General features: G+C 44.1%; 24 protein-coding genes. 15 read left to right on the top strand and 9 right to left on the bottom strand.

The features are described 5' to 3' along the window. The first annotated feature begins 1 nt into the window (after window position 1). The 7 genes from rsxC (at window position 2) to R7040_RS13250 (ending at window position 6,984) form a co-directional block, all read left to right on the top strand. Window positions 2-2,866, top strand: coding sequence for an electron transport complex subunit RsxC (gene rsxC, locus R7040_RS13280; protein ID WP_213967585.1), 2,865 nt, complete (start codon window positions 2-4; stop codon window positions 2,864-2,866). Beyond that, window positions 2,866-3,912 (top strand): electron transport complex subunit RsxD, encoded by a 1,047-nt coding sequence (rsxD, locus tag R7040_RS13275; protein ID WP_005390256.1) that lies wholly within the window; start codon window positions 2,866-2,868, stop codon window positions 3,910-3,912. Before rsxC ends, rsxD begins: the two co-directional genes overlap by 1 nt. Before the next feature lie 7 nt (window positions 3,913-3,919). Beyond that, a complete protein-coding gene (gene rsxG / locus R7040_RS13270) occupies window positions 3,920-4,552 on the top strand; it encodes an electron transport complex subunit RsxG (protein ID WP_318081396.1) in 633 nt (210 codons plus the stop codon). Then, a complete protein-coding gene (locus R7040_RS13265; protein WP_005384881.1) occupies window positions 4,552-5,244 on the top strand; it encodes an electron transport complex subunit E in 693 nt (230 codons plus the stop codon). Before rsxG ends, R7040_RS13265 begins: the two co-directional genes overlap by 1 nt. Before the next feature lie 64 nt (window positions 5,245-5,308). Beyond that, window positions 5,309-5,950, top strand: a complete 642-nt coding sequence (gene nth / locus R7040_RS13260) for an endonuclease III (RefSeq protein ID WP_213967587.1) — start codon at window positions 5,309-5,311, stop codon at window positions 5,948-5,950. A 32-nt stretch (window positions 5,951-5,982) separates the two neighbouring features. Continuing rightward, a complete protein-coding gene (gloA, locus tag R7040_RS13255) occupies window positions 5,983-6,399 on the top strand; it encodes a lactoylglutathione lyase (protein ID WP_213967588.1) in 417 nt (138 codons plus the stop codon). Window positions 6,400-6,549: 150 nt separating this feature from the next. Next, window positions 6,550-6,984 (top strand): DUF2753 domain-containing protein, encoded by a 435-nt coding sequence (locus R7040_RS13250; protein WP_318096887.1) that lies wholly within the window; start codon window positions 6,550-6,552, stop codon window positions 6,982-6,984. A 120-nt stretch (window positions 6,985-7,104) separates the two neighbouring features. On the opposite strand, the gene motY is transcribed toward R7040_RS13250, so the two are convergent. Beyond that, the gene (gene motY / locus R7040_RS13245) at window positions 7,105-7,986 is read right to left on the bottom strand and encodes a flagellar protein MotY (RefSeq protein ID WP_005384887.1); all 882 of its coding nucleotides are present in this window, start codon (window positions 7,984-7,986) and stop codon (window positions 7,105-7,107) included. 341 nt (window positions 7,987-8,327) lie between these two features. On the opposite strand from motY, the gene rnt reads away from it, so the two are divergent. Both rnt and R7040_RS13235 read left to right on the top strand, forming a co-directional pair. Next, window positions 8,328-8,972 carry a ribonuclease T gene (gene rnt, locus R7040_RS13240; RefSeq protein WP_005384888.1) on the top strand — a complete coding sequence of 215 codons (645 nt, stop codon included), beginning with the start codon at window positions 8,328-8,330 and terminating at the stop codon, window positions 8,970-8,972. Between the two features lie 28 nt (window positions 8,973-9,000). Beyond that, complete coding sequence (locus R7040_RS13235) at window positions 9,001-10,326, top strand: Na+/H+ antiporter family protein (RefSeq protein WP_017821192.1); 1,326 nt, start codon at window positions 9,001-9,003, stop codon at window positions 10,324-10,326. A gap of 78 nt (window positions 10,327-10,404) precedes the next feature. Here the strand turns inward: R7040_RS13235 and R7040_RS13230 are convergent, their stop codons facing one another. From R7040_RS13230 to R7040_RS13215, 4 genes are all read right to left on the bottom strand, one after another. Further along, window positions 10,405-11,034 (bottom strand): DsbA family protein, encoded by a 630-nt coding sequence (locus R7040_RS13230; protein ID WP_213896241.1) that lies wholly within the window; start codon window positions 11,032-11,034, stop codon window positions 10,405-10,407. A 136-nt stretch (window positions 11,035-11,170) separates the two neighbouring features. Next, complete coding sequence (locus tag R7040_RS13225) at window positions 11,171-11,746, bottom strand: hypothetical protein (RefSeq protein WP_064354204.1); 576 nt, start codon at window positions 11,744-11,746, stop codon at window positions 11,171-11,173. A 193-nt stretch (window positions 11,747-11,939) separates the two neighbouring features. Continuing rightward, on the bottom strand, window positions 11,940-12,515 hold the full coding sequence (locus R7040_RS13220; RefSeq protein WP_053349607.1) for a hypothetical protein: 576 nt from the start codon (window positions 12,513-12,515) through the stop codon (window positions 11,940-11,942). Window positions 12,516-12,932: 417 nt separating this feature from the next. Continuing rightward, window positions 12,933-13,268 carry a Grx4 family monothiol glutaredoxin gene (locus R7040_RS13215; RefSeq protein ID WP_017635833.1) on the bottom strand — a complete coding sequence of 112 codons (336 nt, stop codon included), beginning with the start codon at window positions 13,266-13,268 and terminating at the stop codon, window positions 12,933-12,935. 284 nt (window positions 13,269-13,552) lie between these two features. On the opposite strand from R7040_RS13215, the gene sodB reads away from it, so the two are divergent. From sodB to R7040_RS13200, 3 genes are all read left to right on the top strand, one after another. Beyond that, window positions 13,553-14,137, top strand: coding sequence for a superoxide dismutase [Fe] (gene sodB, locus R7040_RS13210; RefSeq protein WP_005396533.1), 585 nt, complete (start codon window positions 13,553-13,555; stop codon window positions 14,135-14,137). A 154-nt stretch (window positions 14,138-14,291) separates the two neighbouring features. Beyond that, entirely contained in the window at window positions 14,292-14,795 is a 504-nt protein-coding gene (locus R7040_RS13205; RefSeq protein ID WP_033907342.1) for a VC2046/SO_2500 family protein, read from the top strand. A 134-nt stretch (window positions 14,796-14,929) separates the two neighbouring features. Next, window positions 14,930-15,673: an SDR family oxidoreductase gene (locus tag R7040_RS13200; protein WP_005380732.1), complete on the top strand. Its 744-nt coding sequence runs from the start codon at window positions 14,930-14,932 to the stop codon at window positions 15,671-15,673. Between the two features lie 142 nt (window positions 15,674-15,815). Here the strand turns inward: R7040_RS13200 and adhE are convergent, their stop codons facing one another. Next, window positions 15,816-18,518: a bifunctional acetaldehyde-CoA/alcohol dehydrogenase gene (gene adhE / locus R7040_RS13195; protein ID WP_005380731.1), complete on the bottom strand. Its 2,703-nt coding sequence runs from the start codon at window positions 18,516-18,518 to the stop codon at window positions 15,816-15,818. A gap of 650 nt (window positions 18,519-19,168) precedes the next feature. Here adhE and R7040_RS13190 point away from each other — a divergent pair. Continuing rightward, window positions 19,169-19,807 (top strand): YchE family NAAT transporter, encoded by a 639-nt coding sequence (locus R7040_RS13190; RefSeq protein WP_005380729.1) that lies wholly within the window; start codon window positions 19,169-19,171, stop codon window positions 19,805-19,807. A 35-nt stretch (window positions 19,808-19,842) separates the two neighbouring features. Beyond that, window positions 19,843-20,706: an ion transporter gene (locus R7040_RS13185; protein WP_005380728.1), complete on the top strand. Its 864-nt coding sequence runs from the start codon at window positions 19,843-19,845 to the stop codon at window positions 20,704-20,706. 57 nt (window positions 20,707-20,763) lie between these two features. On the opposite strand, the gene asd is transcribed toward R7040_RS13185, so the two are convergent. Continuing rightward, window positions 20,764-21,879: an aspartate-semialdehyde dehydrogenase gene (gene asd / locus R7040_RS13180; RefSeq protein ID WP_005380727.1), complete on the bottom strand. Its 1,116-nt coding sequence runs from the start codon at window positions 21,877-21,879 to the stop codon at window positions 20,764-20,766. Window positions 21,880-22,310: 431 nt separating this feature from the next. Between asd and nhaC the strand changes: the two genes are divergently transcribed. Further along, entirely contained in the window at window positions 22,311-23,744 is a 1,434-nt protein-coding gene (gene nhaC, locus R7040_RS13175; RefSeq protein WP_318081397.1) for a Na+/H+ antiporter NhaC, read from the top strand. Window positions 23,745-23,834: 90 nt separating this feature from the next. Here nhaC and R7040_RS13170 read toward each other — a convergent pair whose 3' ends face one another. Both R7040_RS13170 and R7040_RS13165 read right to left on the bottom strand, forming a co-directional pair. Continuing rightward, window positions 23,835-24,998 carry a chemotaxis protein gene (locus R7040_RS13170; RefSeq protein WP_213874814.1) on the bottom strand — a complete coding sequence of 388 codons (1,164 nt, stop codon included), beginning with the start codon at window positions 24,996-24,998 and terminating at the stop codon, window positions 23,835-23,837. A 104-nt stretch (window positions 24,999-25,102) separates the two neighbouring features. Further along, on the bottom strand, window positions 25,103-26,431 hold the full coding sequence (locus tag R7040_RS13165; protein WP_213872122.1) for an Hpt domain-containing protein: 1,329 nt from the start codon (window positions 26,429-26,431) through the stop codon (window positions 25,103-25,105). Window positions 26,432-26,444 lie beyond the last annotated feature (13 nt).

The raw sequence follows: 26,444 nt of genomic DNA, 5'->3' as shown, positions 1-26,444 counted from the left end.
CATGTTGTCTTTGATTGAACAAATTCGTACAGGCGCGCTTTGGGATTTCCCAGGTGGTGTGCATCCGGCAGAAAATAAAAAGCAGTCCAACAAAACTGAACTCGCTCATGCGGCTATCCCGTCAGAAATTGTATTGCCGCTAAAACAGCACATTGGTAAAGCGGGTAACCTACTGGTTGCCGAAGGTGACTACGTATTAAAAGGTCAGCCATTAACGCAATCGGAGACCGGCTTTACGGTTCCAGTGCATGCTCCAACATCCGGTACGCTCACCGCGATTGAGCCACGAACTGTCGCGCACCCTTCTGGGTTAAGTGAGTTGTGCGCAGTCATCACGCCTGATGGGAAAGATGCGTGGTGTGAGAGAAAACCCGTCGCAGATTACCAACAAGAAACCCCTGACGCACTGATTGATATTATTCGTCTCGCTGGTATTTCTGGTATGGGTGGCGCAGGCTTCCCTACTGCAAAAAAAATCCAATCAGGTTTTGCTCGTACCGAGATTCTTATCGTTAATGCAGCAGAGTGCGAGCCATACATCACGTCTGATGACAAGCTCATGCAAGAACATGCCGAAGAGCTTATTCAAGGTATCGAAATTGTCGAACATATCCTGACACCAAAGCTCACGATTATTGGCATTGAAGACAACAAGCCAGAAGCAATCAAAGCGCTAGAAGCTGCGGCTATAAACAAAGATATCGTTATTCGCGTTATCCCGACTAAATACCCTTCTGGCGGTGAAAAACAGCTGATCAAAATTTTAACCAATAAAGAAGTACCAAGTGGCGCGATTCCAGCCGATATTGGTATTTTGGTTCAGAATGTTGGTTCTCTTTACGCTATAAAACGCGCAGTCATCGACGGTGAACCGATGATAAAGCGCATCGTGACTCTCACTGGTAAAACCTTCAAACAACCACGCAACGTTTGGGCATTGTTAGGGACACCAGTACAAGCACTGTTGGATGAGTTTGGCTATAAAGCAGATAAGAAGTTACAGCGTTTAATTATGGGTGGGCCAATGATGGGCTTTACCCTTCCTCACTCCCAAGTGCCGATTACCAAGACAGCAAACTGTATCCTTGCTCCGACTCGTCGTGAGATCTCTCCGCACCAGTATGAGATGGAATGTATTCGCTGTAGCCAATGTGCAGAAGCGTGCCCTGCTTCGCTGCTGCCTCAACAACTGCAATGGCATGCGAAAGCTGAAGAGTATGACAAACTCGAAGAATTAAACTTAAAGGATTGTATCGAGTGCGGCGCTTGTGCGTTTGTATGTCCAAGTGAAATTCCGCTTGTACAGTACTACCGCCAAGCGAAAGCAGAAATTAGAACTAGAACACAAGAAGCGGAAGCTGCAGAGCGAGCAAAACTGCGTTTTGAAGAGAAAAAAGCGCGTATGGAACGCGAAAAAGCAGAACGTGAAAATCGCTTCAAGAAAGCTGCCGATCAACGCCGAAAAGAGATGAAGTCTTCTGGTAGCGATGATGCGATAGCAGCAGCGATCGCACGAGTGAAAGCTCAAAAGACAGAAACCACTGAAAAAGCAGAGCCAGCAGTAAAACCAGCCGTAGCGGCAGCCATTGCCAAAGCGAAGGCTAAACAAGCGGCAGCAGCTAAAGCAGGCTCTAGTGAACCTGATAACTCAGAAATGGCAAAACTGCGCGAAGAACGCAAACGTCTTGCTCGCGAACGGAAAGCGCAAAAAGAACAAGGCGAAACGCCAGACAATAACGCTGATGATAAAAAATCGGCAGTTGCGGCCGCCATCGCCCGAGCTAAAGCGAAAAAAGCACAACAAGAAGATTCAACTGAATCTGTAGAATCGGAAACGTCTGCGCAGCAAGACGGCGATCCGAAAAAAGCCGCGGTTGCTGCTGCCATTGCACGTGCCAAAGCACGTAAAGCGAAGCAAGCAGACTCAACTGAAGCGGAAGAAGCTGACGCACCTGCTGAGCAAACCGACGATCCGAAAAAAGCCGCGGTTGCTGCTGCCATTGCACGTGCCAAAGCACGCAAAGCGAAGCAAGCAGACTCAACTGAAGCGGAAGAAGCTGAAGCACCTGCTGAGCAAACCGACGATCCGAAAAAAGCCGCAGTTGCCGCTGCAATTGCTCGAGCCAAAGCGCGCAAAGCGAAGCAAGCAGACTCAACCGAAGCGGAAGAAGCTGACGCACCTGCCGAGCAAACCGACGATCCGAAAAAAGCCGCAGTTGCCGCTGCAATTGCTCGAGCCAAAGCGCGAAAAGCGAAGCAAGCAGACTCAACTGAAGCGGAAGAAGCTAAAGCACCTGCTGAGCAAACCGACGATCCGAAGAAAGCCGCAGTGGCTGCTGCCATTGCACGTGCCAAAGCGCGTAAAGCGAAACAAGCAGACTCAACTGAAGCGGAAGAAGCTGACGCACCTGCCGAGCAAACCGAAGATCCGAAGAAAGCTGCCGTGGCTGCTGCCATCGCTCGAGCCAAAGCGCGCAAAGCGAAGCAAGAAACGCAAACTGAGCCTGTTGAAGACGCAACTTCTGAAGAACCAGAAGTGGATCCGAAAAAAGCCGCGGTTGCCGCAGCAATTGCACGCGCGAAGGCTCGTAAAGCGAAACAAGCAGACTCAACTGAAGCGGAAGAAGCTGAAGCACCTGCCGAGCAAACCGAAGATCCGAAAAAAGCCGCCGTGGCAGCTGCCATTGCACGTGCCAAAGCGCGCAAAGCGAAGCAAGAAACGCAAACAGAGCCTGTTGAAGAAGCAGCTTCCGAAGAACCAGAAGAGGATCCGAAGAAAGCCGCGGTTGCCGCAGCAATTGCGCGCGCGAAGGCACGCAAAGCGCAACAAGAAGCTAATAAAAATAATACTGAGGAGAACGAGTAGTGTCGTTTTTTATTGCCAGTTCACCGCATACCCACAGTCGTCGTAGTACGCCAGACTTAATGAAATGGGTGGCACTTTGCGCACTTCCAGGTTTAGTAGCTCAAACCTACTTCTTTGGCTGGGGTACGCTTATTCAACTGATTTTTGCCATTGCAGTCGCTGTATCCCTTGAAGCCTTAGTCATGATCTGTCGTAAACGCTCACCAATGAGAGCGCTACGTGATAACAGTGCAATAGTTACCGCTTGGTTGTTAGCCGTTGCTATACCACCATGGTCTCCGTGGTGGATTATGGTGATCGGGCTTATTTTTGCGATAGTAATCGCTAAACACCTCTATGGTGGCCTTGGACAAAACTTATTCAACCCTGCAATGGTCGCTTATGTGGTCTTGTTGATCTCTTTCCCAGTACAAATGACGAGTTGGAGTGCACCGACATCACTCATACCTGATCATGTAAATTTTGCAGATACACTCTCTTTAATTTTTACGGGCTATGATTACGACGGCTTATCACTTCAGCAAGTTCGCTCAGGAGTTGACGGCGTGACAATGGCGACACCACTTGATGCATTTAAGACTGGCATTCTTACAGGTGCCACTCCAAGCGAAGTAATGTCGCAGCCAATATTTGATGGCTTAGGTGGTATTGGTTGGCAATGGGTAAACCTTGCTTACCTTCTTGGCGGCATAGTCATGATCAAAAAGCGTATCATCCAATGGTATATTCCAGCAGGTTTCCTTGCGAGTCTGACTCTGTTTAGCCTAGTGTTCACGTTGCTGACGCCAGGGGAAACTGCGTCGCCAGTTTTACACTTGTTATCTGGTGCAACCATGCTTGGCGCATTCTTTATTGCAACCGATCCCGTTTCGGCGTCTACCACCGTCAAAGGACGTTTAATCTTCGGTGCGCTTATTGGTGCTTTGGTTTTTATCATTCGCAGTTGGGGCGGTTTCCCAGATGGTGTTGCATTTGCAGTGTTGCTTGCAAATATGTGTGTGCCACTGATCGATTACTACACCAAACCTAGAACTTACGGTCACTGAGGTAAACATGTTAACCGCTATTAGAAAAAATGGTCTGACACTCGCGATATTTGCATGTGCAACAACCGGATTAGTCGCCCTTACTCAGTACCTAACAAAAGACCAAATCAAGGAACAAGAGCAAAAACAATTACTTTCTGTTTTGAATCAAGTCATTCCAGAAAACATGCATGACAACGCACTCACACAAGCTTGTACAATGGTCACGTCTCCAGATCTGGGGACATTACGTGCGATGCCAGCCTACCTCGCCACGAAGAATGGTGAACCAACAGCAATCGCAATAGAATCTATCGCGCCAGATGGCTACAATGGTGAGATAAAAGTGATTACTGGGATTGATAATCAGGGCAATATTTTGGGGACACGCGTCCTAAACCACCAAGAAACCCCTGGTCTGGGCGATAAAATCGATCTTCGTGTCACCGACTGGATCCTGAGCTTTACGGGCAAACAAGTCACGGAAAACAATTGGAACTCATGGAAAGTTCGTAAAGATGGTGGTGATTTCGATCAATTTACTGGTGCAACGATCACGCCTAGAGCCGTCGTAAAAGTGGTGCGAAATACCGTTAACTACGTAAACCAATCTCGTGAAGACATTCTTAGCCAGCCTTTGGGCTGTGAAGGAGAGCAGTAATGAGTGAAAATAAATTGCTGATGAAAAACGGTATGTGGAGCAATAACCCTGCTCTCGTACAGCTGCTGGGTCTGTGTCCACTACTAGCGGTTTCTTCCACGATAACCAATGCATTAGGTCTTGGTATTGCAACCTTACTCGTGCTAGTTGGATCCAACGTAACAGTTTCTCTTATTCGTAACTATGTGCCAAAAGAGATCCGTATACCTGTATTCGTTATGATCATTGCCTCACTCGTTACCTGCGTTCAGTTGTTAATGAATGCCTATGCGTACGGTTTGTACCTGTCTCTAGGTATCTTTATTCCTCTGATTGTAACGAACTGCATTATTATTGGCCGAGCAGAAGCTTACGCGTCAAAAAATGATGTTGCACCCGCTGCGCTAGATGGTTTGTGGATGGGCCTTGGTATGACGAGCGTCTTGGTTGTTTTAGGTGCCATGCGCGAATTGATTGGTAATGGCACACTATTCGACGGAGCAGACCTTCTCCTAGGAGACTGGGCTTCAGCTCTACGGATTCAAGTTTTCCAATTTGACAATAGCTTCCTGTTAGCGCTTCTCCCACCTGGTGCATTTATCGGTGTTGGGCTGTTGATAGCGCTCAAAAATGTCATAGATAATTCAATTCAGGCACGTCAACCAAAAGAAGAAAAACCAACCATAGAACGTGCTCGCGTCACTAACGCATAACAAGATAAGGCTCTGTCATAGGAGCCTTTTTCATAAACCGCAGAGACGGTATTGGAAGTCAGCAATGAACAAAATAAAAAGAATCGAAATTCTTGAGCGATTACGAGAAAACAATCCGAATCCTCAAACTGAGCTTAACTGGAGCTCCCCTTTTGAGCTGCTAATCGCTGTATTACTATCAGCTCAAGCAACCGATGTAAGCGTCAATAAAGCCACCGACAAGCTTTTCCCTGTAGCGAATACACCTCAAAGCATTCTTGATTTGGGAGTCGATGGCTTAAAAGAATACATAAAGACCATCGGTTTGTTTAACTCAAAGGCAGAAAACACAATCAAGACTTGTAAGATCTTGTTGGAAAAACACAATGGTGAAGTTCCTGAAGATCGTGCCGCGTTAGAAGCGCTATCAGGCGTAGGTCGCAAGACCGCAAACGTCGTGCTCAACACCGCTTTTGGTTGGCCAACTATTGCCGTCGATACGCACATTTATCGCGTGTCGAATCGCACTAAATTTGCGATGGGAAAAACGGTTGATGATGTCGAGCAGAAGCTATTAAAAGTTGTGCCAAAAGAGTTCAAACTCGATGTGCACCACTGGCTCATTCTTCATGGTCGTTATACGTGCGTAGCAAGAAAGCCTCGCTGCGGTAGCTGTATTATCGAAGATTTGTGCGAATATAAAGAGAAAGTATACCCAGATAGCTAATGCTATTTGTAAATCAAAGCTAGGAGCAAAAAATGTCAAACGGTCGAATTCTCCACACTATGCTTCGCGTAGGTGATCTAGACAAATCCATCAAGTTTTACACTGAAGTTATGGGCATGCAGCTGCTTCGTACTAACGAAAATAAAGAGTACGAATACACGCTAGCGTTTCTTGGTTATGGTGACGAATCCCAAGGTGCAGTGATCGAACTGACTTACAACTGGTGTAAAACTGAGTATGACCTAGGTACTGCTTTTGGTCATATCGCCATTGGTGTTGATGATATCTACACAACTTGCGACGCTATCAAAGCGGCGGGCGGTAATGTGACGCGTGAGCCAGGTCCAGTAAAAGGCGGAAGCACGCACATTGCATTCGTAAAAGACCCAGATGGTTATATGATTGAGCTTATTCAAAACAAGCAAGCTTCATCAGGTCTTGAAGGCTAAGCGGCACTTCTAATAATCACTTGTACTGCAAGTTGAACTCCGATTACAGGCAGGTCTGCGATCTGCCTGTCCTTTTATAAACAAAACCCTTTACTTGATAATAGTTATCGTTTAGATTTATCCGCAACTTCGATATGCGGGATTACGATAATGATCAGTGAATGGGAAAAACACACACTTCTAGCCGATACGGCACTTCAACTAGATGACCCTGTTCGCAGCATTCTTCATTACCAGCAAGCCCTAAGCCTGAGTGAAGATATCAGCGAATGTGTGGAAATTGAGGCGGACGAGCGATTATTAATTTCTGTGATTTCTTGTCATAACTTAGCTCAGTTCTGGCGTTGGGCTGGAGATACTGACTATGAACTCAAATACCTTCAACTGGCCTCTGAGAAGGTCTTAACACTTATCCCACAATGCCCAAATAAAGAGTGTGCAAACTTTATCGACTCGATAGGATGCTGTACTAAGGCGTTGATAGACTTTATGAAGCGTCACCCTAATCCGGCTATTGCCAAACAGGTTGAAAAAATCGATACCGCCACCAATTGCGAAGTCATTGCCAAATTCCGCTTAAACTAACATTCAAATTATACAGCAGGAATCACCGAAACGTGCTTGGCAAAATACCACTAAAATATTATTAACAACGTCAGTAAATCAAAAATGCCGAAGCTTTCAGCTTCGGCGTTTTTATATGCATCACACTTGGGTTCGCCCTAGAGATATCACGACTCGGCGGTTTTTGTCTTTTCCTATTGGCGAACCGTTATCTGCAATAGGACGACGCTTGCCGTACCCTTGCACTTGAATTCGATCTTCCGGTAGCCCTAGAGACTGAAAATAGTCACGAAGTGACTCTGCACGTCGCTCTGATAAACTTTGACTCGCACTTTTACCATCGGTTGAATCTGTGTACGTCGCCACCAGCACGAGATCGATATCTTGATTATGTCGGATATAATCTGCAATTTGTGATAAACGCTTTTTAGAAGCCTTGGTTAACTGATCACCTTGTCTTTCGTAGTGCAAAATCGTAAAAGCAATGTCCTCAAAACTATATTTCAATAAGTTGGAAATACAGTCGCTAAACGCGTTGTACTTGTTTTGAAATAGTACTGATGACAATGCGACTTCAATTCTCTGATCTCGGCTCTGCCAATCTTGGTAACTAAAAGTCGGATAACGGCCTTTTTCCAGCTCAGACAAAATGCCCCATGCTGTTTGCCCTCCGACATAACCATCAAACTGTTTAAAAAACTTTAAGTTTGTAATTCGATCGGCGTGTTCACCTGGTCGCCAAGGTGGCGGCATAGAAATGAGACTGACGTTACGTGTTTCTCCCATCGGGCGACGCATTTTTAACTCAAAGTCTAAATTGATTTTTTTATTTGCACGAGATGAAAATACCGCATCTCCAAAGCTTGGAATGGGGTGTACAAGCTGACATTCTAATGGTGTATTGACCACCATTTCCCATTGAGATTGCTGTGGAGTTGCAGCATAACGTTTGCCCATCAAAGCGAAGCTGCTTGTGCTAAACAACGAAAATACAACACCACTGGTAATCAGCCATTTCTTCATCTAATACTGTCTCTTAAACGGCAGTCTGTTGCCGTCAATTTGCATCAATAAAACCACTTCAACCGGAATGCAAAAATCTCGCCAATATAGGGTTATCTGTCACACTGCCATTAATGTGAGCCACCGTGTTCCAATCACCTTAACCGCCACTTAGCGTTTTACTTCCTCATGTTTTATCGGTTTACATGATGCAAAGTATGGCGAATAAACGTCTACATAATATGCAATACAAACTTATTGATTGGATGCAAAATAGAATTCCGGTTTTCTCTTAAATTGCGGTTTTTCTCATCGGTATAATCTGCAATAATGCAGCCTTCGTCACACAAAAATAAGCCAACATGACACTAGAAAATGAAGCTCTAACCTTGAAAAAACGCTTTCGTGGTTATTTCCCTGTGGTAGTAGACGTTGAGACCGCTGGTTTCAATGCTCAAACTGATGCACTTTTAGAAATCTGTGCCGTTACGTTGAAAATGGACGAACATGGCGTGTTGCATCCGGCCTCCACCATTCATTTTCATGTGGAGCCATTTGAAGGCGCTAACTTAGAAAAAGAAGCGCTTGAATTCAATGGTATTCGTGACCCTTTCAGCCCTCTTCGTGGTGCTGTTTCTGAGCAAGAGGCGCTAAAGGAAATTTATAAGCTTATTCGCAAAGAACAAAAAGCCGCAGATTGCTCACGTGCAATTATGGTTGCTCATAACGCAGCATTCGACTTGGGTTTTGTAAATGCAGCAAATGAACGCTGTAAACTAAAAAGAGTCCCTTTTCATCCCTTTGCTACTTTTGATACGGCTACATTAAGTGGCCTTGCTTATGGCCAAACAGTTCTCGCTAAAGCATGCAAAACAGCCGGGATGGAATTTGATAACCGTGAAGCACACTCTGCGCTTTACGATACACAAAAAACAGCAGAATTATTCTGCGGTATTGTCAACAAATGGAAGGCCCTCGGCGGTTGGCCGCTTGTCGACGAAGAATAATAAGTAAACACAACATATTAGGAAAAGTATGAATCCTGTCGTTATATCAGTGTGCGTCATGCTCGTGTTAGCATTGATGCGCGTAAACGTGGTGGTTGCCCTCACGTTTAGTGCCATCGTAGGCGGCCTAGTCGCAGGCATGAGCCTTGGGGATACGGTTGCCGCATTTGAAAGTGGTCTAGGTGGCGGTGCAACTATCGCGCTAAGCTACGCCATGTTAGGTACTTTCGCTGTTGCCATCTCGAAATCAGGCATCACGGATCTACTGGCCAAAAGTGTTATCAAGCGCTTAAATGGTAAAGAAAACTCCGCTTCCACTACTGGCTTAAAGTACGCCGTGTTGGTGGCGTTAGTGCTTGTCACGATGTCATCTCAGAACGTAATTCCGGTCCATATCGCCTTTATTCCAATTTTGATTCCACCTCTTTTGGGCGTATTCGCGAAACTTAAGCTCGACCGACGTTTGGTCGCGTGTGTTCTTACCTTCGGTTTGATCACACCTTACATGATCTTACCTGTTGGTTTCGGCGGTATTTTCTTAAACAACATTCTATTAAAGAACCTACATGACAACGGTTTGGAAAACGTGGTTGCAAGCCAAGTCCCAACCGCCATGTTACTGCCAGGTGCAGGCATGCTGTTTGGTCTATTACTGGCTATCTTTGTTAGCTATCGTAAACCGCGTGTCTACAAAGAAACTGAGTTGACTGTCGTTGACGAAACCGATCATGTCATCAATAAAAAGCACATCTTAGTTGCGGCACTTGGTATTGTCGCTGCATTGGGTGTTCAGCTTTACACGGGTTCAATGATTATCGGTGCTCTAGCTGGCTTTATGGTGTTTACTTTCGGCGGCGTTATTGCATGGAAAGAGACGCACGACGTGTTCACTAAAGGTGTACACATGATGGCAATGATTGGCTTCATCATGATTGCAGCGGCAGGTTTTGCAGCAGTAATGAAGCAAACTGGCGGTGTTGAAACACTAGTACAATCGCTATCAACCAGCATCGGTGACAATAAGCCTTTAGCTGCACTACTGATGCTGATCGTTGGTCTGTTGGTAACAATGGGCATTGGTTCATCGTTCTCTACGATTCCAATCCTTGCAACTATCTATGTGCCTCTTGCGCTAGCATTCGGCTTCTCGCCGATGGCAACGATTGCACTGGTAGGTACTGCGGCTGCGTTAGGTGATGCAGGCTCTCCAGCTTCTGACTCTACATTAGGCCCTACATCTGGTCTAAATGCCGACGGTCAACATGAGCACATTTGGGAAACAGTCGTTCCAACCTTTATCCATTACAATATCCCTCTAATCATCTTTGGTTGGATTGCAGCAATGGTGCTTTAATACTATTGCTTGGATGGATATACATTTAGTTACGAAAAAGCCGCTCAATGAGCGGCTTTTTGTTATTCATAACTGTGGTTATTGCGCTGGCATATTGTCAATAATACGCTCACGAATCAGCTTCAAGGTTGCTTCTGTCGACAGGTAATCGATGGCAATCGGAAAATAAGCGTCGTTAATTTTAAGAACCAAGCTAGGGTAAGAGTTCACACCTAGGCTCTTTGCAAGGCTCAATTGATCTTCGAACACACCCTCTAAGAAAGAGCCATCCATGTCATTCTTGAATTGCTGAACATTCAAGCCAATTTCTCTCGCTAGTTGCAAGTGAGTGGCTTCTTCATGAGGAGGCATCGCACGTAAGTAATACGCATGCTGAATCGCTTCTAGCATCTGCTCATAAGAGTCTTGAAAGCCCGCTGCAATAACCGCACGACAAGATTGGTAAGTGCTTCTAACTGGCGTACAAAGCTTCCAGAAATCGTAGTTAAACTTAGTGCCTAACTGGCGCTCAATCTGCTTCCAAATACCTTCGAGTTTTTGTTGCATCTCGGGCGGCATCGGTAAATTAGTATCTGGCGCAAGACCACCAACCACATACTCAAACTGAATCACACCTGGCAGTTGCTGTTTTAGTTTATCCAGCGTTGGTTTGTAACCCCAACACCAACTGCACATTGGGTCATGCACGTAGTAAAGCTTTATATCCACTTTAATAATTAAACCTTTAAAATCATTTCAAAATCTCAGAGTAATTATACAGTCTCATAAGTTGAAAAACTGCTGTATCTTAATAATTCGCTCTAAAGCCAGTCTATACGAGGCGTGTTAAGTTTCATTGTAGATCTTAGGTTAGATAAACAAGTCTGTCAGCTGAGAACTCTAGCCCACCTAGCTCATTTTGTTCGCACAAACTCTTAAAATGTTCAGTACAATACAGAAAGCTCGCTCCTAGCATCTTTGACTTGAAAACAACCTTTTCTGCAACGTCGCTTTCATTAAATACTAACACCTCTACACCTGCTAAGCTGCCATATTCAATTTTTTGGACGCACTTATCTTCATCTTCTTGCCCAAACTCCAACGGTGTATACAGGTACCATTCCTCTCCTTTATAACGAATCGATAAGAACTCGCCTACTTTGCTCAATGGCTCTTTTAAAGATGCATAAGCTTTAGGGGAAAGCACTAAGAAAACCCGTAACCATAAACTGATATCAGGAAGTAATGAGTCTTTCTTGAGAACATCTTCAAACTCAATATCTACTTCACCCCATATACTTTTGAAAGAAAAGTTTTCTAATGGCTGCACAACGATTTTTTCTATTAAATCAATGTCACCTAACTGCCTAGCTACAGAACTAAGCGTAGTGCTCACGATTTTATATTCATTGTGACAGTCGAAAATTTTATAAACCGTCATTAATCTATCAACTCCTCATGTTTTACTACCAGGTGCTACCTATGGGTAAGTTACTTTTCAAATCATTCTTCATGAAGGAAACAGGCCTAAAAAAGCTGCGTTTTAGAGGAGAAAGCTAATTTTCTCGTCGACCATTACAGTGCTTCCAAACCCCAGTATCAGAGAAATAGTATTTTCATATTAATAAAAATCACTAATTAAATGGGTCTGTCAAATTAGAAGAAAACATGATGCCATTGAGCTGATTTTGTTCACACAAAGCCTTAAACTTATCTGTACAGTACAAGGTGCCCGCTCCTTCTAGCCGAGACTTGAAAACCATTTTGTCTTTAACATCATCGTCAATAAAAACAAGGGTATCTAACCCATCTCGGCTCCCATATGCGATTTTTTCTACGCACTTTCTCTTGTTTTCTTGTCCAAAAGTCAGTGATGCATATAAATACCATTGCCCACCTTGGTAGTTAGCAGGTAAAAACTCTCCGTGTTCAGTTAGATAAGCATTCAATATTTCATATGCCCTCGGAGATAAAACAAGATATGTTCGCGCCCACAAACTAATATCAGGCAATAGAGAATTGTACTTAAATACATCTTGAAACTTTACCTCCACAGGCTTCCAAATATCTTGCAGAGATTGATTTTTAATTGCCTGTAACAAGATCCTCTCAAAATAGTCGAAGTCACCTAACTGGCTAGCGATTTCATCGGGACCAGAGCAGATCGTTTGAAATTCTCTTAAATTATCTATTATCTTGTAAACTGTCATAATCCTTCCAAAACTTGATTTTTAGCGTCCAATGCCGATTTATGATGGGGCTTACTCTTCGAGTGCATTTTGTACCGAAATAAGTTGGCCTCAAAATTCTGGGGGACTCAAATTGCCTTTAGTGTAATTCCTTAACCAAATACCATTTGTAGCAACTCCCTTGTCAAGACCTGTAAGCAATGATGTTTGAAAACGACTTTACGAAATAGATGGCGGCATACATCGTAATTACGCGCCAAAATGCATTAAAATGCATATTGAAGTTTTTGTATACACTAGGCGGAATTTACATGGCTTCGCGAGGTTTACGAGATAGGCAGTCAGAACAAAGCTTTATGTTCATTCCACTAACCTAAAAAGAAAAAGGAGCCAGTACGGCTCCTTCGTATTCTATCGCTAAATGTGAGTATTTACGAATTACTCAGCTTGATCTTCAGCGCGCGCTGCTGCTTCTTTGATTAGAGGCTGCAGTTCACCTTTTTGGAACATTTCTAGAATAATGTCACAACCGCCGATAAGCTCACCTTCAACCCATAGTTGAGGGAAAGTTGGCCATTGCGCGTACTTTGGTAACTCAGCACGGATATCTGGGTTTTGCAGAATGTCTACGTAAGCGAACTTCTCACCACATGCCATTAGTGCCTGTGACGCTTGAGAAGAGAAACCACAGCTAGGTAGTTTCGGTGATCCTTTCATGTACAGCAGGATTGAGTTTTCAGAGATCTGCTGTTTGATTTTGTCGATAGTTTCCATCGCTTCCTCATTCATGGGTTTGAACTTTATTTATTTGCCACATTCTACTCAATAACGACAGAATAAAAACCATATAATTAATAAGGCTTAATTTTAGGTTGCTTATTGGCGAGCAATGCAGCACTTCACCACTGCTAACCTCTTAAAATATTTTCATATCGGGGTTTTAATAAAGTAAAAACTTGCTAAAATACTTAGCAAGTCAGCCTTAAAGGCGACATAGCTATAAAAAACACTGGAAGCAATCGAAAGGTCATCCTTTCAAATCAATGGAGAATCGAGTAATGGCATTTGAACTACCAGCTCTTCCTTACGCGAAAGACGCACTAGAACCACACATCTCAGCAGAGACTCTAGACTACCACCACGGTAAGCACCACAACACTTACGTTGTTAAGCTTAACGGTCTTATCCCTGGTACTGAGTTCGAAGGCAAAACTCTAGAAGAGATCATCAAGACTTCTACTGGTGGCGTATTCAACAACGCAGCGCAAATCTGGAACCACACGTTCTACTGGCACTGTCTTGCTCCAAATGCGGGCGGCGAGCCAACTGGCGCAGTTGCAGACGCTATCAACGCAGCATTCGGTTCTTTTGAAGAATTCAAAGCGAAGTTTACTGATTCAGCAATCAACAACTTCGGTTCTTCATGGACTTGGCTGGTTAAGAAAGCTGACGGCTCTCTAGAGATCGTTAACACATCTAACGCTGCTACTCCTCTAACAGAAGAAGGTACAACACCACTTCTAACTGTTGACCTATGGGAACACGCGTACTACATCGATTACCGCAACGTACGTCCTGATTACATGAACGGCTTCTGGGCTCTAGTAAACTGGGACTTCGTAGCTGAGAACCTAGCGAAGTAATATACTTCCCCCTAAGTTCAATTTAGTCTTATTCAAAAGCTCGCTATTTAGCGGGCTTTTTTGTTTCGCCTTCCCTAGCACCTTTAAATAATTCCCTCTTTTACTAAAGTTTTTCTTATCCACGCCGTTAAAAGAGCATCGAGCGAGGAACATCATGCAAATTCATACGTTAGACAAAGCTGCAATTATCAACGAACTTCAGTTCGGTAATGGTATTAACCATGCCGTACACGAAGGTCGTCGTGCGGATTTCTCGCTGATTCTGTCTATGTTCTCTAATGATGTTCGCGATGTGGTCCCAGTTGAAGAGGTCCAGGAAGTCATCACCAGTGACAGTATTCTTCGCCAACAATTGGGTTTATCGCAACCTCAAGCTCTTCGTTCTGATAGCAGCAGCTATGAACTCGCAGCTGAACAAGCGAAACAGTTTCACGATGCAGGATTGCCTTCCGCAAAGCTGAGCCATTACCTAAAACCAGATGCGCTGACTTACCTGCCTGAAGACACATTCAACCTACCAGAGGAGGTTTATCACAACCTATCTGGTCATGAGCGACGCAGATTGGGCGAACGCAACAAACAACTGATCCCAGATGCTGGGCTATATAATCAGCTAGTGACGGCTCAACGTCAGCATCAAATTCAAGCTAAAGCATAGAGATCCGCTTTTTATCCAATAGCTTGCAATACCTACACGTCAGAAATGTGACATCTTACAAATTACCGCACAATAGTCCTCACTCGAAAGCGTTAGTTTGAAGCCTTTCACACTGAACCCAACGAATTTCAACCATGCTATTAGCACAAACCACTGGTGTATTGTTTTTCACATATGGATACAGTGAAGGTGCTATGGATATCAAAGAATCAATTATTCTCGTCACGTCTGCAGGTTCGGTTATAGGAAGAACCTGTGCAAATCACTTTGCTCACCTTGGAGCAACGTTGATTCTTTGTGACCAAAATTCTAGCGCTTTGAGAGCGAGCTATGAGCAAATCAGCGCTTTCACTGACAAAGTGTATGCGATGAATGTGTGTAGTGATAACACAACGTCCATTAACTTATTGTTTGACCAGATAGAATCACAGCTACGTGCGACACCAGATGTGATTGTTAATTGCTGGACCAGCTCCCCTATGCCTGGCTTAATGGCGCCAGAACCAATGAGTACTTACATTGATCACTTGTCGTCTGCGGCACGCTTCCTTTATACCTACGGCCAAGTAGGAGCAGAGCGCTTTCGAGCCAGAAACAAGAAAGGCGTCATTGTTAACGTCATTTCTCATGACAACCATGAAGACTTTACGGGAGTTGAAAGCATGGCGGCGTTGGTGTCAGGTTTTACTCACAGCTGGGCAAAAGAACTCACACCATTCAACATTCGAGTGGGCGGCGTTATTCCCTCGGTAAATCATACAAAAGAAGAGCTCAACGAGAGGCACTGGGCTGAGATCCAAGACGAACTAGTCCGCAACACAGCATACATCGTCGCGAATGAATACTTCAGTGGCCGAGTAGTTGCGACCGAAGTGTAAGCATACACAGCAACTCTGTTTTCCCGAGCCAGATGTAACTCCTGCACCAAAATAAAAAAGCCCCAGTCACTTGACTGGGGCTTTAACCTTTTCCCGATTAAGGTTTCGTGCTAGCGAAAACCTTGCTCACTCGATTTTTTAATTACGCGTCAGCTTTTTCTTTCTTTGCTTTAGGTGCTGCTTTTGCTGCTTCTTGGTCTGCTTTCTTCTTGATAACAGTTGTACCTTCGAAAGTTTCGCCTTCAACAAATGCTTTACCGTAGTAAGAAGCCATCAACACATCTTTAAGTTCGCTGATTAGAGGGTAGCGTGGGTTCGCACCAGTACATTGGTCATCGAACGCTTCTACCGCTAGCTCATCCAGTTTCGCTACGAAATCTGATTCAGCAACACCTGCCGCTTGGATAGACATTGGGATGTCTAGGTTAACTTTTAGTTCATCCAACCATGCTAGTAGACGTTCAATCTTCTGAGCAGTGCGGTCACCTTCTTGGCTTAGGCCTAGGTGGTCAGCAACTTCAGCGTAACGACGACGTGCTTGTGGACGGTCGTATTGAGAGAACGCAGTTTGTTTAGTTGGATTGTCGTTCGCGTTGTAACGTACCACGTTAGAGATAAGTAGTGCGTTAGCTAGGCCGTGTGGCAAGTGGAACTCAGCACCCAGTTTGTGAGCCATTGAGTGACAAACACCTAGGAATGCGTTCGCAAATGCAACACCAGCGATAGTAGCTGCGTTGTGTACTTTCTCACGAGCGATTGGGTCATTTGCACCGTTCGCATAGCTTGATGGTAGGTACTCTTTTAGCATCTTAAGTGCTTGAAGAGCTTGGCCATCTGAGTATTCGTTAGCAAGAACAGAAACGTAAGCTTCTAGAGCGTGAGTTACGGCATCGTAACCACCAAATGCTGTTAGAGACTTAGGCATGTTCATTACTAGGTTCGCATCAACGATTGCCATGTTTGGCGTGATTTCGTAGTCAGCTAGTGGGTATTTCGCACCAGTCTTGTCGTCAGTAACAACCGCGAATGGAGTAACTTCTGAACCAGTACCTGAAGTTGTAGTGATACATACAAGCTCAGCTTTTTTACCCATTTTAGGGAACTTGTAGATACGTTTACGGATGTCCATAAAGCGCATTGCTAGTTCTTCAAAGTGAGTTTCTGGGTGCTCGTACATTACCCACATGATTTTCGCTGCATCCATTGGTGAACCACCGCCTAGCGCTAGGATAACGTCAGGTTGGTAGCTAGCCATTTGAGCCGCACCTTTTTCTACTACAGACAGTGTTGGGTCAGCTTCAACATCGAAGAATGTTTGAACTTCCATGCCTTGAGCTTTTAGTAGGCTTACTACGTCATCTGCGTAACCGTTGTTGAATAGGAAACGGTCAGTTACTAGGAATGCACGTTTCTTACCTTCTAGGTCGCCCAGTGCGATTGGAAGGCTACCACGACGGAAGTAGATTGACTTAGGTAGTTTATGCCACAACATGTTTTCAGCTCGCTTCGCTACAGTTTTCTTGTTGATTAGGTGTTTAGGACCTACGTTCTCAGAGATAGAGTTACCACCCCAAGAACCACAACCTAGCGTTAGAGATGGCGCAACGTTGAAGTTGTACAAGTCACCGATACCGCCGTGAGTAGTCGGGATGTTGATTAGGATACGAGCTGTCTTCATCTTGTCACCGAAGTAACGGATACGGTCAGCGTTAGTATCTTGGTTAGTGTAAAGACCAGATGTGTGGCCGATACCACCAATCTCAACCATAGTTACCGCTTGAGCAACCGCGTCTTCGAAGTTGTCAGCACGGAATAGACCTAGAGTTGGAGATAGTTTCTCGTGAGCGAATGCGTCATCGTGAGATACTTTGCCCAGACCTTCACCAACAAGAACTTTAGTGTCTGCTGGAACTTTAACGCCTGCCATTTCAGCGATTGCTGCTGCTGGCTGACCTACGATTTTCGCGTTTAGCGCGCCATCGATAAGAAGCACTTTACGAACTTTATCAGCTTCTGCTTTGCTTAGGACATACGCTTTGTGAGAAGCAAAACGCTCTTTCACTTCGTCGTATACTTCGTCAACTACGATTGCAGCCTGCTCAGAAGCACATACTACACCGTTGTCGAAAGTCTTAGACATAAGGATAGAAGCAACAGCACGTTTGATGTCTGCTGTTTCATCGATAACAACAGGAACGTTACCTGCACCTACACCGATTGCTGGCTTACCAGAAGAGTAAGCGGCTTTAACCATGCCTGGACCACCAGTTGCAAGGATAAGCGCGATGTCATCGTGTTTCATTAGAGCGTTTGAAAGCTCAACAGAAGGCTGGTCGATCCAACCGATGATGTCTTTTGGTGCGCCTGCTGCTACTGCTGCATCTAGAACGAGTTTAGCTGCATCGTTAGTTGAGTTTTTCGCACGTGGGTGTGGTGAGAAGATGATACCGTTACGAGTCTTCAAAGAGATTAGAGATTTGAAGATCGCTGTGGAAGTTGGGTTAGTCGTTGGTACGATACCGCAGATGATGCCTACAGGCTCAGCGATAGTCATAGTACCTAGGTTGTCATCCTCTTCTAAGATGCCACACGTTTGTTCGTCTTTGTATTTGTTGTAGATAAACTCAGAAGCGAAGTGGTTCTTGATTACTTTATCTTCAACAATACCCATACCAGATTCTTCTACCGCTTGTTGAGCTAGCGGGATACGGGCCTGGTTAGCTGCAAGCGATGCTGCACGAAAGATTTTATCTACTTGCTCTTGAGAGTAAGTAGCGAACTCTTCTTGCGCTTTCTTAACGCGAGCAACCATTGCATCTAGTTCAGCCATATTAGTTACAGGCATAGGGAATCTCCTAAAATTAACAAATATTAAAAACTTTTTACTAAGGCTATTACTTATCGTTTTTACTGTTTATCAGTCACTTAGAAAACAAACGTCTTAGTAAATTGCTTTCAGGACTGAGTATAATATTTCATAGTGTGAAAAAAATTGACTTGGATCAGTTCTCACCACCTAAATACTACCAAAGTGGTGCCTCACCACACCAAAATGACATAAATCACTGATAAACAAATAAATTAACTTTCATTTTTTATTGAGTAAAAAAGAAGCAAATGGACAAATAAATAAAAGAAACTACAACAACCTGTAAAAAAGTTTCATTTTTAACCAACAAAATTACATGTAGGCCCAATTCTTTGTGCTACTGAGAGTATATCGAACCGAATACATCTCTCTACAAACCACCTTGGTTTTTATCAAAAATGTGCGAATGTTAACGTTTATGTAAAACAGCGCAATTTATCAGCAACTTTATACGTAACATTTCCTTTCCAGATTAGATACAGTTTATTAAAGAATTAGTTTTTCTCACTTAAATGGCAGGGAATGCGTTAGTTTTTTTCATTTCTTACAACCTAACTTTTGCCTTACATTACGCCCAAATTACCCCTTCTCCTTTTCACTAATGTGAACTTTGATGAGTACGCAACATGCAAACTTTTGAACTTGCTATCTTCTTGCAGTTTTTTCTCGGTTTGGTCGCCGCAGTAAACCCTGTTGGTATCATGCCTGTGTTTGTGTCACTAACCGGGCATATGACTCCAGACGAAAAGCGCAATACGGCAACAACAGCAAATGTGGCTGTTGCGATCATCCTGATCATTTCGCTTTTTGCTGGTCAGTTACTGTTAGACATGTTCAGTATTTCTCTGGATTCGTTTCGTGTCGCTGGCGGGTTGCTATTACTTAGCATCGCATTCTCGATGATGAGCGGTAAACTGGGGGAAGATAAGCAGAACAAACAAGAGAAAACGGAATACGTCAGTCGTGAACAGATTGGTGTGGTCCCTCTTGCAATGCCTTTAATGGCAGGGCCTGGTGCAATCAGTTCGACTATTGTTTATGGTGCACGCTACCCAAGCATGTTCGATACCGTGGGCATTAGTATTACGATTGGTTTGTTCTGCCTTTGTTCATGGCTATTGTTCCGCTCTGCCCCATTGATCGTACGATTTTTAGGTCAAACTGGAATCAACGTCATTACTCGTATCATGGGTTTGATATTGGGCGCGCTTGGCATAGAGTTCATTGCGAATGGCTTACGCAACTTATTTCCAGGATTAGCCTGAGTTTCTATAAAATTGTATGATAGAGCGATTCAACAATGGATCGCTTTGTCATGACGACTGACTCTCTTAAACATACTCTATATGTCACCATTTTTGGTACTCATACCAAAGCTGGTAAAACGTTCGATATTGCTCTCATTATCGCGATCATCAGCTCGTTAATCGTACTGGTGTTAGATTCGATACCCTCCGTTCGTGCCGAGTGGGAAAAAGAGCTGAAGTTTATTGAATACACATTTACTGGCCTATTCACGATTGAATACCTTCTAAGGCTTTATTGCTCCCCCAAACCTGCCGCCTACGCAAAGAGTTTTTATGGTGTCGTCGATTTACTTGCGATTTTGCCCACTTATTTAGCACTCTTCTTCCCATCCGCTTCGTTTATGGGTGTGATCAGGGCGCTGCGAGTGATGCGAATATTCCGCATACTCAAGTTAGTCCGATACCTCCAAGAGTCCAATATCCTCTTACGTTCACTGCTTATGGCGCGCAGAAAGATTTTTATCTTCTTTAGTTCCGTCGCCATTATGGTAACGATTTTCGGCTCGTTGATTTTTATCATTGAAGGACCTGAAAACGGATTTACTAGCATTCCTAAAAGTATTTATTGGGCGATCGTGACCATCACAACGGTTGGGTATGGTGACTTGGTCCCCCAAACAGACCTAGGTAAAGGGCTTGCATCACTCACCATGTTACTGGGTTATTCCATTTTGGCGGTACCTACAGGTATTTTCACTGCCGAACTGCACCAAGAGATGCAATCGCACAAAGTATTGGTGAAATGCCCAAACTGCTCCCACGCAGGGCACGACTCTGACGCAATTTACTGTAAACATTGTGGTAGTGAACTGGCCGATCCAGACAAAAGAGTCGTTCGAACGGAAGACGACGCATGAAAAAAGAGCTCCCTAAGGAGCTCTTTTATTTTGTCATCAAATAAAGGATTGATGTGATTATGCTTTCTCAGACAGAATAATTCGCAGAGTACGACGCAACGGCTCCGCAGCACCCCAAAGCAGTTGGTCACCAACAGTGAAAGCATTTAGGAAATCATCACCCATTGCCATCTTACGTAGACGACCCACTGGTACAGACATTGTGCCCGTAACTTTTGCCGGTGTTAGCTCTTGAGCAGTGATGTCACGGTCGTTAGGAATCACTTTCACCCAATCGTTATGAGTGGCGATGATTTCTTCGATTTCGTCCATTGGTACATTTTGTTTAAGCTTGATAGTAAGTGCTTGAGAGTGACAACGCATCGCGCCAATACGCACACAAGTACCGTCAATTGGGACAGGTGAACTTTGAGAACCCAAAATTTTATTCGCCTCGGCGCCCGCTTTCCACTCTTCTTTACTCTGACCATTATCGCGCTTCACATCGATCCATGGGATCAACGAACCAGCTAGTGGCACACCGAATTTATCGGTAGGGAAAGAACCGCTGCGCATTGTATCCGCAACTTTCTTATCAATATCTAGGATAGAGCTTGATGGGTTTGCAAGTTCAGAGCTCACAGAGTCATTGATAACGCCCATTTGCGAGATCAATTCACGCATATTTTGCGCACCAGCACCAGATGCGGCTTGGTAAGTCATTGCGCTTGTCCACTCAACAAGGCCTTTCTCAAATAGACCACCTAGCCCCATTAGCATTAAACTAACCGTACAGTTACCACCGACAAATGTGTTCGTGCCACCGTGGATGCCTTGTTGGATTTGCTTTAAGTTCACTGGATCAAGTGTGATGATCGAATCTTCAGCCATACGTAGCGTAGAGGCCGCGTCAATCCAGTAGCCTTTCCAACCAGCCTGACGAAGTGCAGGGAAAACTTTTTCTGTGTAGCTACCACCTTGACAGGTGATTACCGCATCAAGCTGTTTTAAGCTTTCAATATCATACGCGTCTTGCAGTAAGCCTGCGTCTTTTCCTAAGTTAGGAGCAGGAATACCAACTTGAGAAGTACTGTAGAATACTGGTTCGATTAGGTCGAAGTCTTTCTCTTCAACCATACGCTGCATAAGGACTGAACCAACCATACCGCGCCAACCAACTAAACCAACTCTCATCGTATTAACTCTCCATGTATTAAAAAACCTACCCCATAGTTAATTTTTCACAGCAAAATCTCAACCCCTATTTTGTAAATAAGCGCGTTTTTTAACCTTTTCCTCTGAAAAACCGGGTGACACGAGATTTTTTAGTGTTTGGTTTGCGGTTTTAACCATTTTTCAAGTAGGGAAAGCACTTTAGCCCCCTAATTGGTCTTACCACTCAATGAGAAAATAACACATGAAGCACAATAATTTCACATTACACAACATTTAAAACCAAAAAAGTTAAAACAAACTAACAGTTAATTTCACAAGCAAACGTTTTTACCGACGAACATCAAGATAAAACACCAAATGTTCGAAATATAATTTTTGTTAATGTATGTTATGCGCGATTACAACAAGGAGCGCCTTCCTCTATTGCTCCAAGATTGACAGAGGCACATATGAAGCAAGTTACACCACGCCTACCAAGCTTGATACAGGTATTTATCTCGCTCGGTTTATTTCTCCTGCTGGCATTTTCGTTCACAGCCAAGCTAGACCTACCGATTCAGCTAGCGCTATACATCGGTTGGTTCATTGTCATGATATTGGGCATAAAGCTTGGCCATCAGTATAAAGATCTGGAAAAAGCAGCACTAAATGGCATTTCCAATGGACTTGGAGCCGTTTTAATCCTTTTGGCCGTTGGCGCGCTTGTAGGTACTTGGATCTCTGGTGGTATTGTTCCAACCATTATTTACTACGGCCTTAAAGCAATCCACCCTTCCATCTTTTTGCTCGCGACCATGATCATCTGTTCATTGACTGCGCTAGCGACTGGCACGTCTTGGGGTGCGGCTGGCACGGCAGGTATTGCAATGATGGGTATCGGTCAAGGTCTTGGTGTTCCTGCGCCAATCACTGCAGGTGCCGTACTTTCAGGCTGTTACTTTGGTGACAAAATGTCGCCTCTATCGGATTCAGTAATCCTTGCTTCATCTATGTCTAACGTTGAAGTGATGGAACATATCAAAGGCATGTTGCCGATAGCACTCATTAGCTACATTATTACAGGCATTATGTTTACTGCATTTGGCTTCCACTACGCAGGTCAAGTTGACATGAGCCAGGTAGACTCTGTCATTAAAGCGATGGAACAGCAGTTCTACATCACCCCTTACTCATTTGTTCCTGTGATCATCGTATTGTCACTTCTAGCGATGCGTATGCCTTCATTCCCAGTGATCAGTTTTGGTTCTCTGCTAGGTATTATTTGGGCAGTGATGATCCAAGATGTCGATTTCCTAACCGCGTTCAACACGGCTTGGGCTCCGTTTGCAATCTCATCTGGCGTAGATTTCATTGACTCAATCCTTAACCGTGGCGGCATGTCTTCAATGCTTGGGTCGGTAGCGGTTATCGTATTCGGCCTTGGTTTTGGTGGTCTACTAGATAAAGTAGGCGTGCTAGAGACTATCGCGAAGCTGTTTGAAAAACGCGTTCAAAGTGCAGGTTCATTGGCAACAAGCACAATTGGTACGGCCTTTATGGGCAACGTATTTGGTTCAGCGATGTACGTTTCACTTATCCTGACCCCAAAAATCTGTGCGAAGAACTATGACCGTCTAAGCTACAAACGTAAGAATTTGTCTCGTAACGCAGAATTTGGCGGCACGCTAACCTCAGGTATGGTCCCTTGGAGTGACAACGGTATCTACATGGCCAGTATTTTGGGTGTTGCTACACTGTCTTATGCCCCGTTCATGTGGCTGAGTTTTGTATGTATCATCGTAACGATCTTCACTTCTTACATGGGTTGGTTTGTTGATAAGTGCGAACCAACAGCAGAAGCAGTTGAAGAAGCTGAAGGCGAATTAAAGCAGCAAACCGCTTAACTTCGCAGAGATAGGAAGAACCTCCCTTTCGAATTCAATACTAAAAAAGAGCGCTTTAAAGCGCTCTTTTTTTATTTCCAAAACAAATCGTTAGCTTTTTTTGACTGGCGTTTTCACGGCTGCACGCTTCCCAAACCAATAGCCCAAGCCAAGCGGTGCAAAGAATATAACGGCAATGAACAGAATAAAGTAGATGATGGTACTTTTGACAAGTTCAATCAGCTTAGTCATTGCGAGATTCACAACCTCTTGCGACACTCGATCCATATCTTGAGCAAACTTCTCGCGCTCATGGGTAATGATCTGTGCGATTTCTTGGCGCTCTCTGGCAACCATCAGCTCTATAGCTTGGCGTTCTTCACCCAACTGAGATAAACGCGCCTCCGTCCTTTGATCGATATCGTCAACCAAAGGTTGTAACTCCAGCGCCATTTGTTCTGCCAAATAACGCATGTACTCTGGGTTGTTATCGATAAAATCCCTCATCGAATCAGCGGTAACTTGCAAACTATTGAGCGCCGCATTGACTTTTTCGATACTGGCAGAGCTATTCAAGGCCAACAACTGCGCTTTCCACGTCATAATTTTTGGTGTCTGCTCTGATACCAGACTTAGACGATCAGAGACATCCCCGAGTGCTTCTGGCATCGTGCCTAGCGTTGTAACGGCTTCCTCTTCGCTAATTTGGTTTGCATCTAACCACCTACGGTAAGCCGGAGTCCTAATCATGCTTAAATCAGCGAATGGATGCTGCTTGGCGAACTCTGCAACAAACGTTTTTGTCTTGATGTATGCTTCTTTCTTCAATAAAGATTGAGCCAGTTTATCTACCTCTTTCGCTAAATAAACGGAAACTAACTTAGCCTCATCAGACGCAAAGAGCTCATTACCAGAAGCGGTAGTAAAGAACTGTTCCATTTGTAGCGTGAAAGTCCATGTATCAATCAGTGCAGCCATTGGGGACACTTGGTATGCAGAAGCTTGGATGCCTTCTTCAGCATTTATCTTCCAAAGTAAAATATAAGATTGATGAACTTTATCATGAGGCTCATATTGTTCGTGTAGTGCGTCTGCTGCTTGCTCAACCTGAGCAAAAAACTGCTGCGCATACTCACGAGTCAAAAGACGCATATTGAGCTCTTGTTTGGTAAGAGGGACGGTTTGACTCTCGATCTTGACTTCGAGCAGGGAGCACCCTGAAAGCATCATAACCAGCCCTATCAACATCATTGAAGACATTCGGCGAACGGACATGAAAACACCTTTAACAAATTGTATAGAACAGGAATAAAGCGAACTAAGTCATATAGTTCGAACCTTTATTACCTCAACTCTTATGACATTAAGTCAGAGCAATATCAATCTGTTAGCGCTTCTGTTATCTTTTCACTATTGAGAACATTATTAGCAAAAAGTATGGTTTGTTTTAGGACATCATCTAAACATGCCAACTTCTCTTCCGGCACTTTTTGCCCTTGTTTAATCAACAGTTCAATATCACCCGAAATACAGTGCAATGGCATTGCACCTAAACTCCCTGAGACCCCTTTAAGACTGTGCGCGGCTCTTTGCGCTTGCTCTTTATCCTCTTCTAACAGCTGATACATTTTAGTGCCATCGCCAGAGTGGTCCTGAATAAAGACCTCCAGTAACATCCGCACAGCGCCCTCGTCACCAGACAGAGAATCTAACATTTTATTGATATCTATGTACGGCTCACGTTCCACTACTTCCACTTGTGATGAATTCACCTCATTACAACTTTCTTCGTTCATTTGGACGTTTTGAAAATTTTCTGACTGAGCTGAGGGAACAGCGTTAGCTCCATTTTCATCATCGCCAACTTGCTCTGACTTTTTATCATCGGTTCTGGGTAGTCGTATCGGTTGACTCGTTTTTGGGGAGAAGGCTCCCCATGAAATGAGGAAAAGGAGCAAACCACTGATTACAGACAACCAAACAATAAAAGTCATTAGCTTCTGTTCCAACTGATCATTTATCGAAGTTAACTGGTTCGGGAAATCTGGATTAAGCAGGTGATTGGATAAATAACTGCCCTGTGCCTGAGCAGATAGTGCGCTTGAGGTTTGAGCAAGCTGGCGCTGAAGAGCGCTTCTCTCTTCGGGAGAGAGCGTCTCTGATTCAATAAAAAGTCGGTCTAAGTCACGGTAAGTATCGCTATTCGTTGCAGAGTCACTAAAGACAGACTCAAAAACAAGCGCACCTAAGCGATAGTACATTGCCTGAATTTGCTCAGAGTTTTCTGTTCGAGCACGGCTGCTTCGTAACTGTTCTGCTAACGAAACCAATTCACTGTCACTTCTTACAAAAGCTCGAGCACTTTCTAAAAATCGGTCGGTCGTATAAAGTAATTGAGTGATGTCTGGTGTGATTTTCCCTTCAGAAAACTCACTTTCAAGCTGTAAGCGAACTGCATAAGCCAACTGAAGTTTCAGTGAAATTTGATCGACGTGTTTAACACGGTAAGGCAGATCGAAGTTAAAAAAGTGCCTGACTTCTTCAACTTTACTTCCTAACTCATTTACAGTCGAAATCGTTTGAATCGTTTGTTTGGCTTGCAGCCAAATGCCAAGTGCTAAAACACACCACAAAACGAACCAGAACCAAACAAACCGCCGTATTCCTTCTTTTAGCTTCAGCAACACTTGCCCCTCGCATATCTCCATTAATTACAAGCAT

The sequence above is a fragment of the Vibrio sp. 1069 genome, from assembly GCF_033340555.1.
Note: the sequence above shows the minus strand (reverse complement) of the source record. Positions and strands in the feature narration are given on the sequence as shown.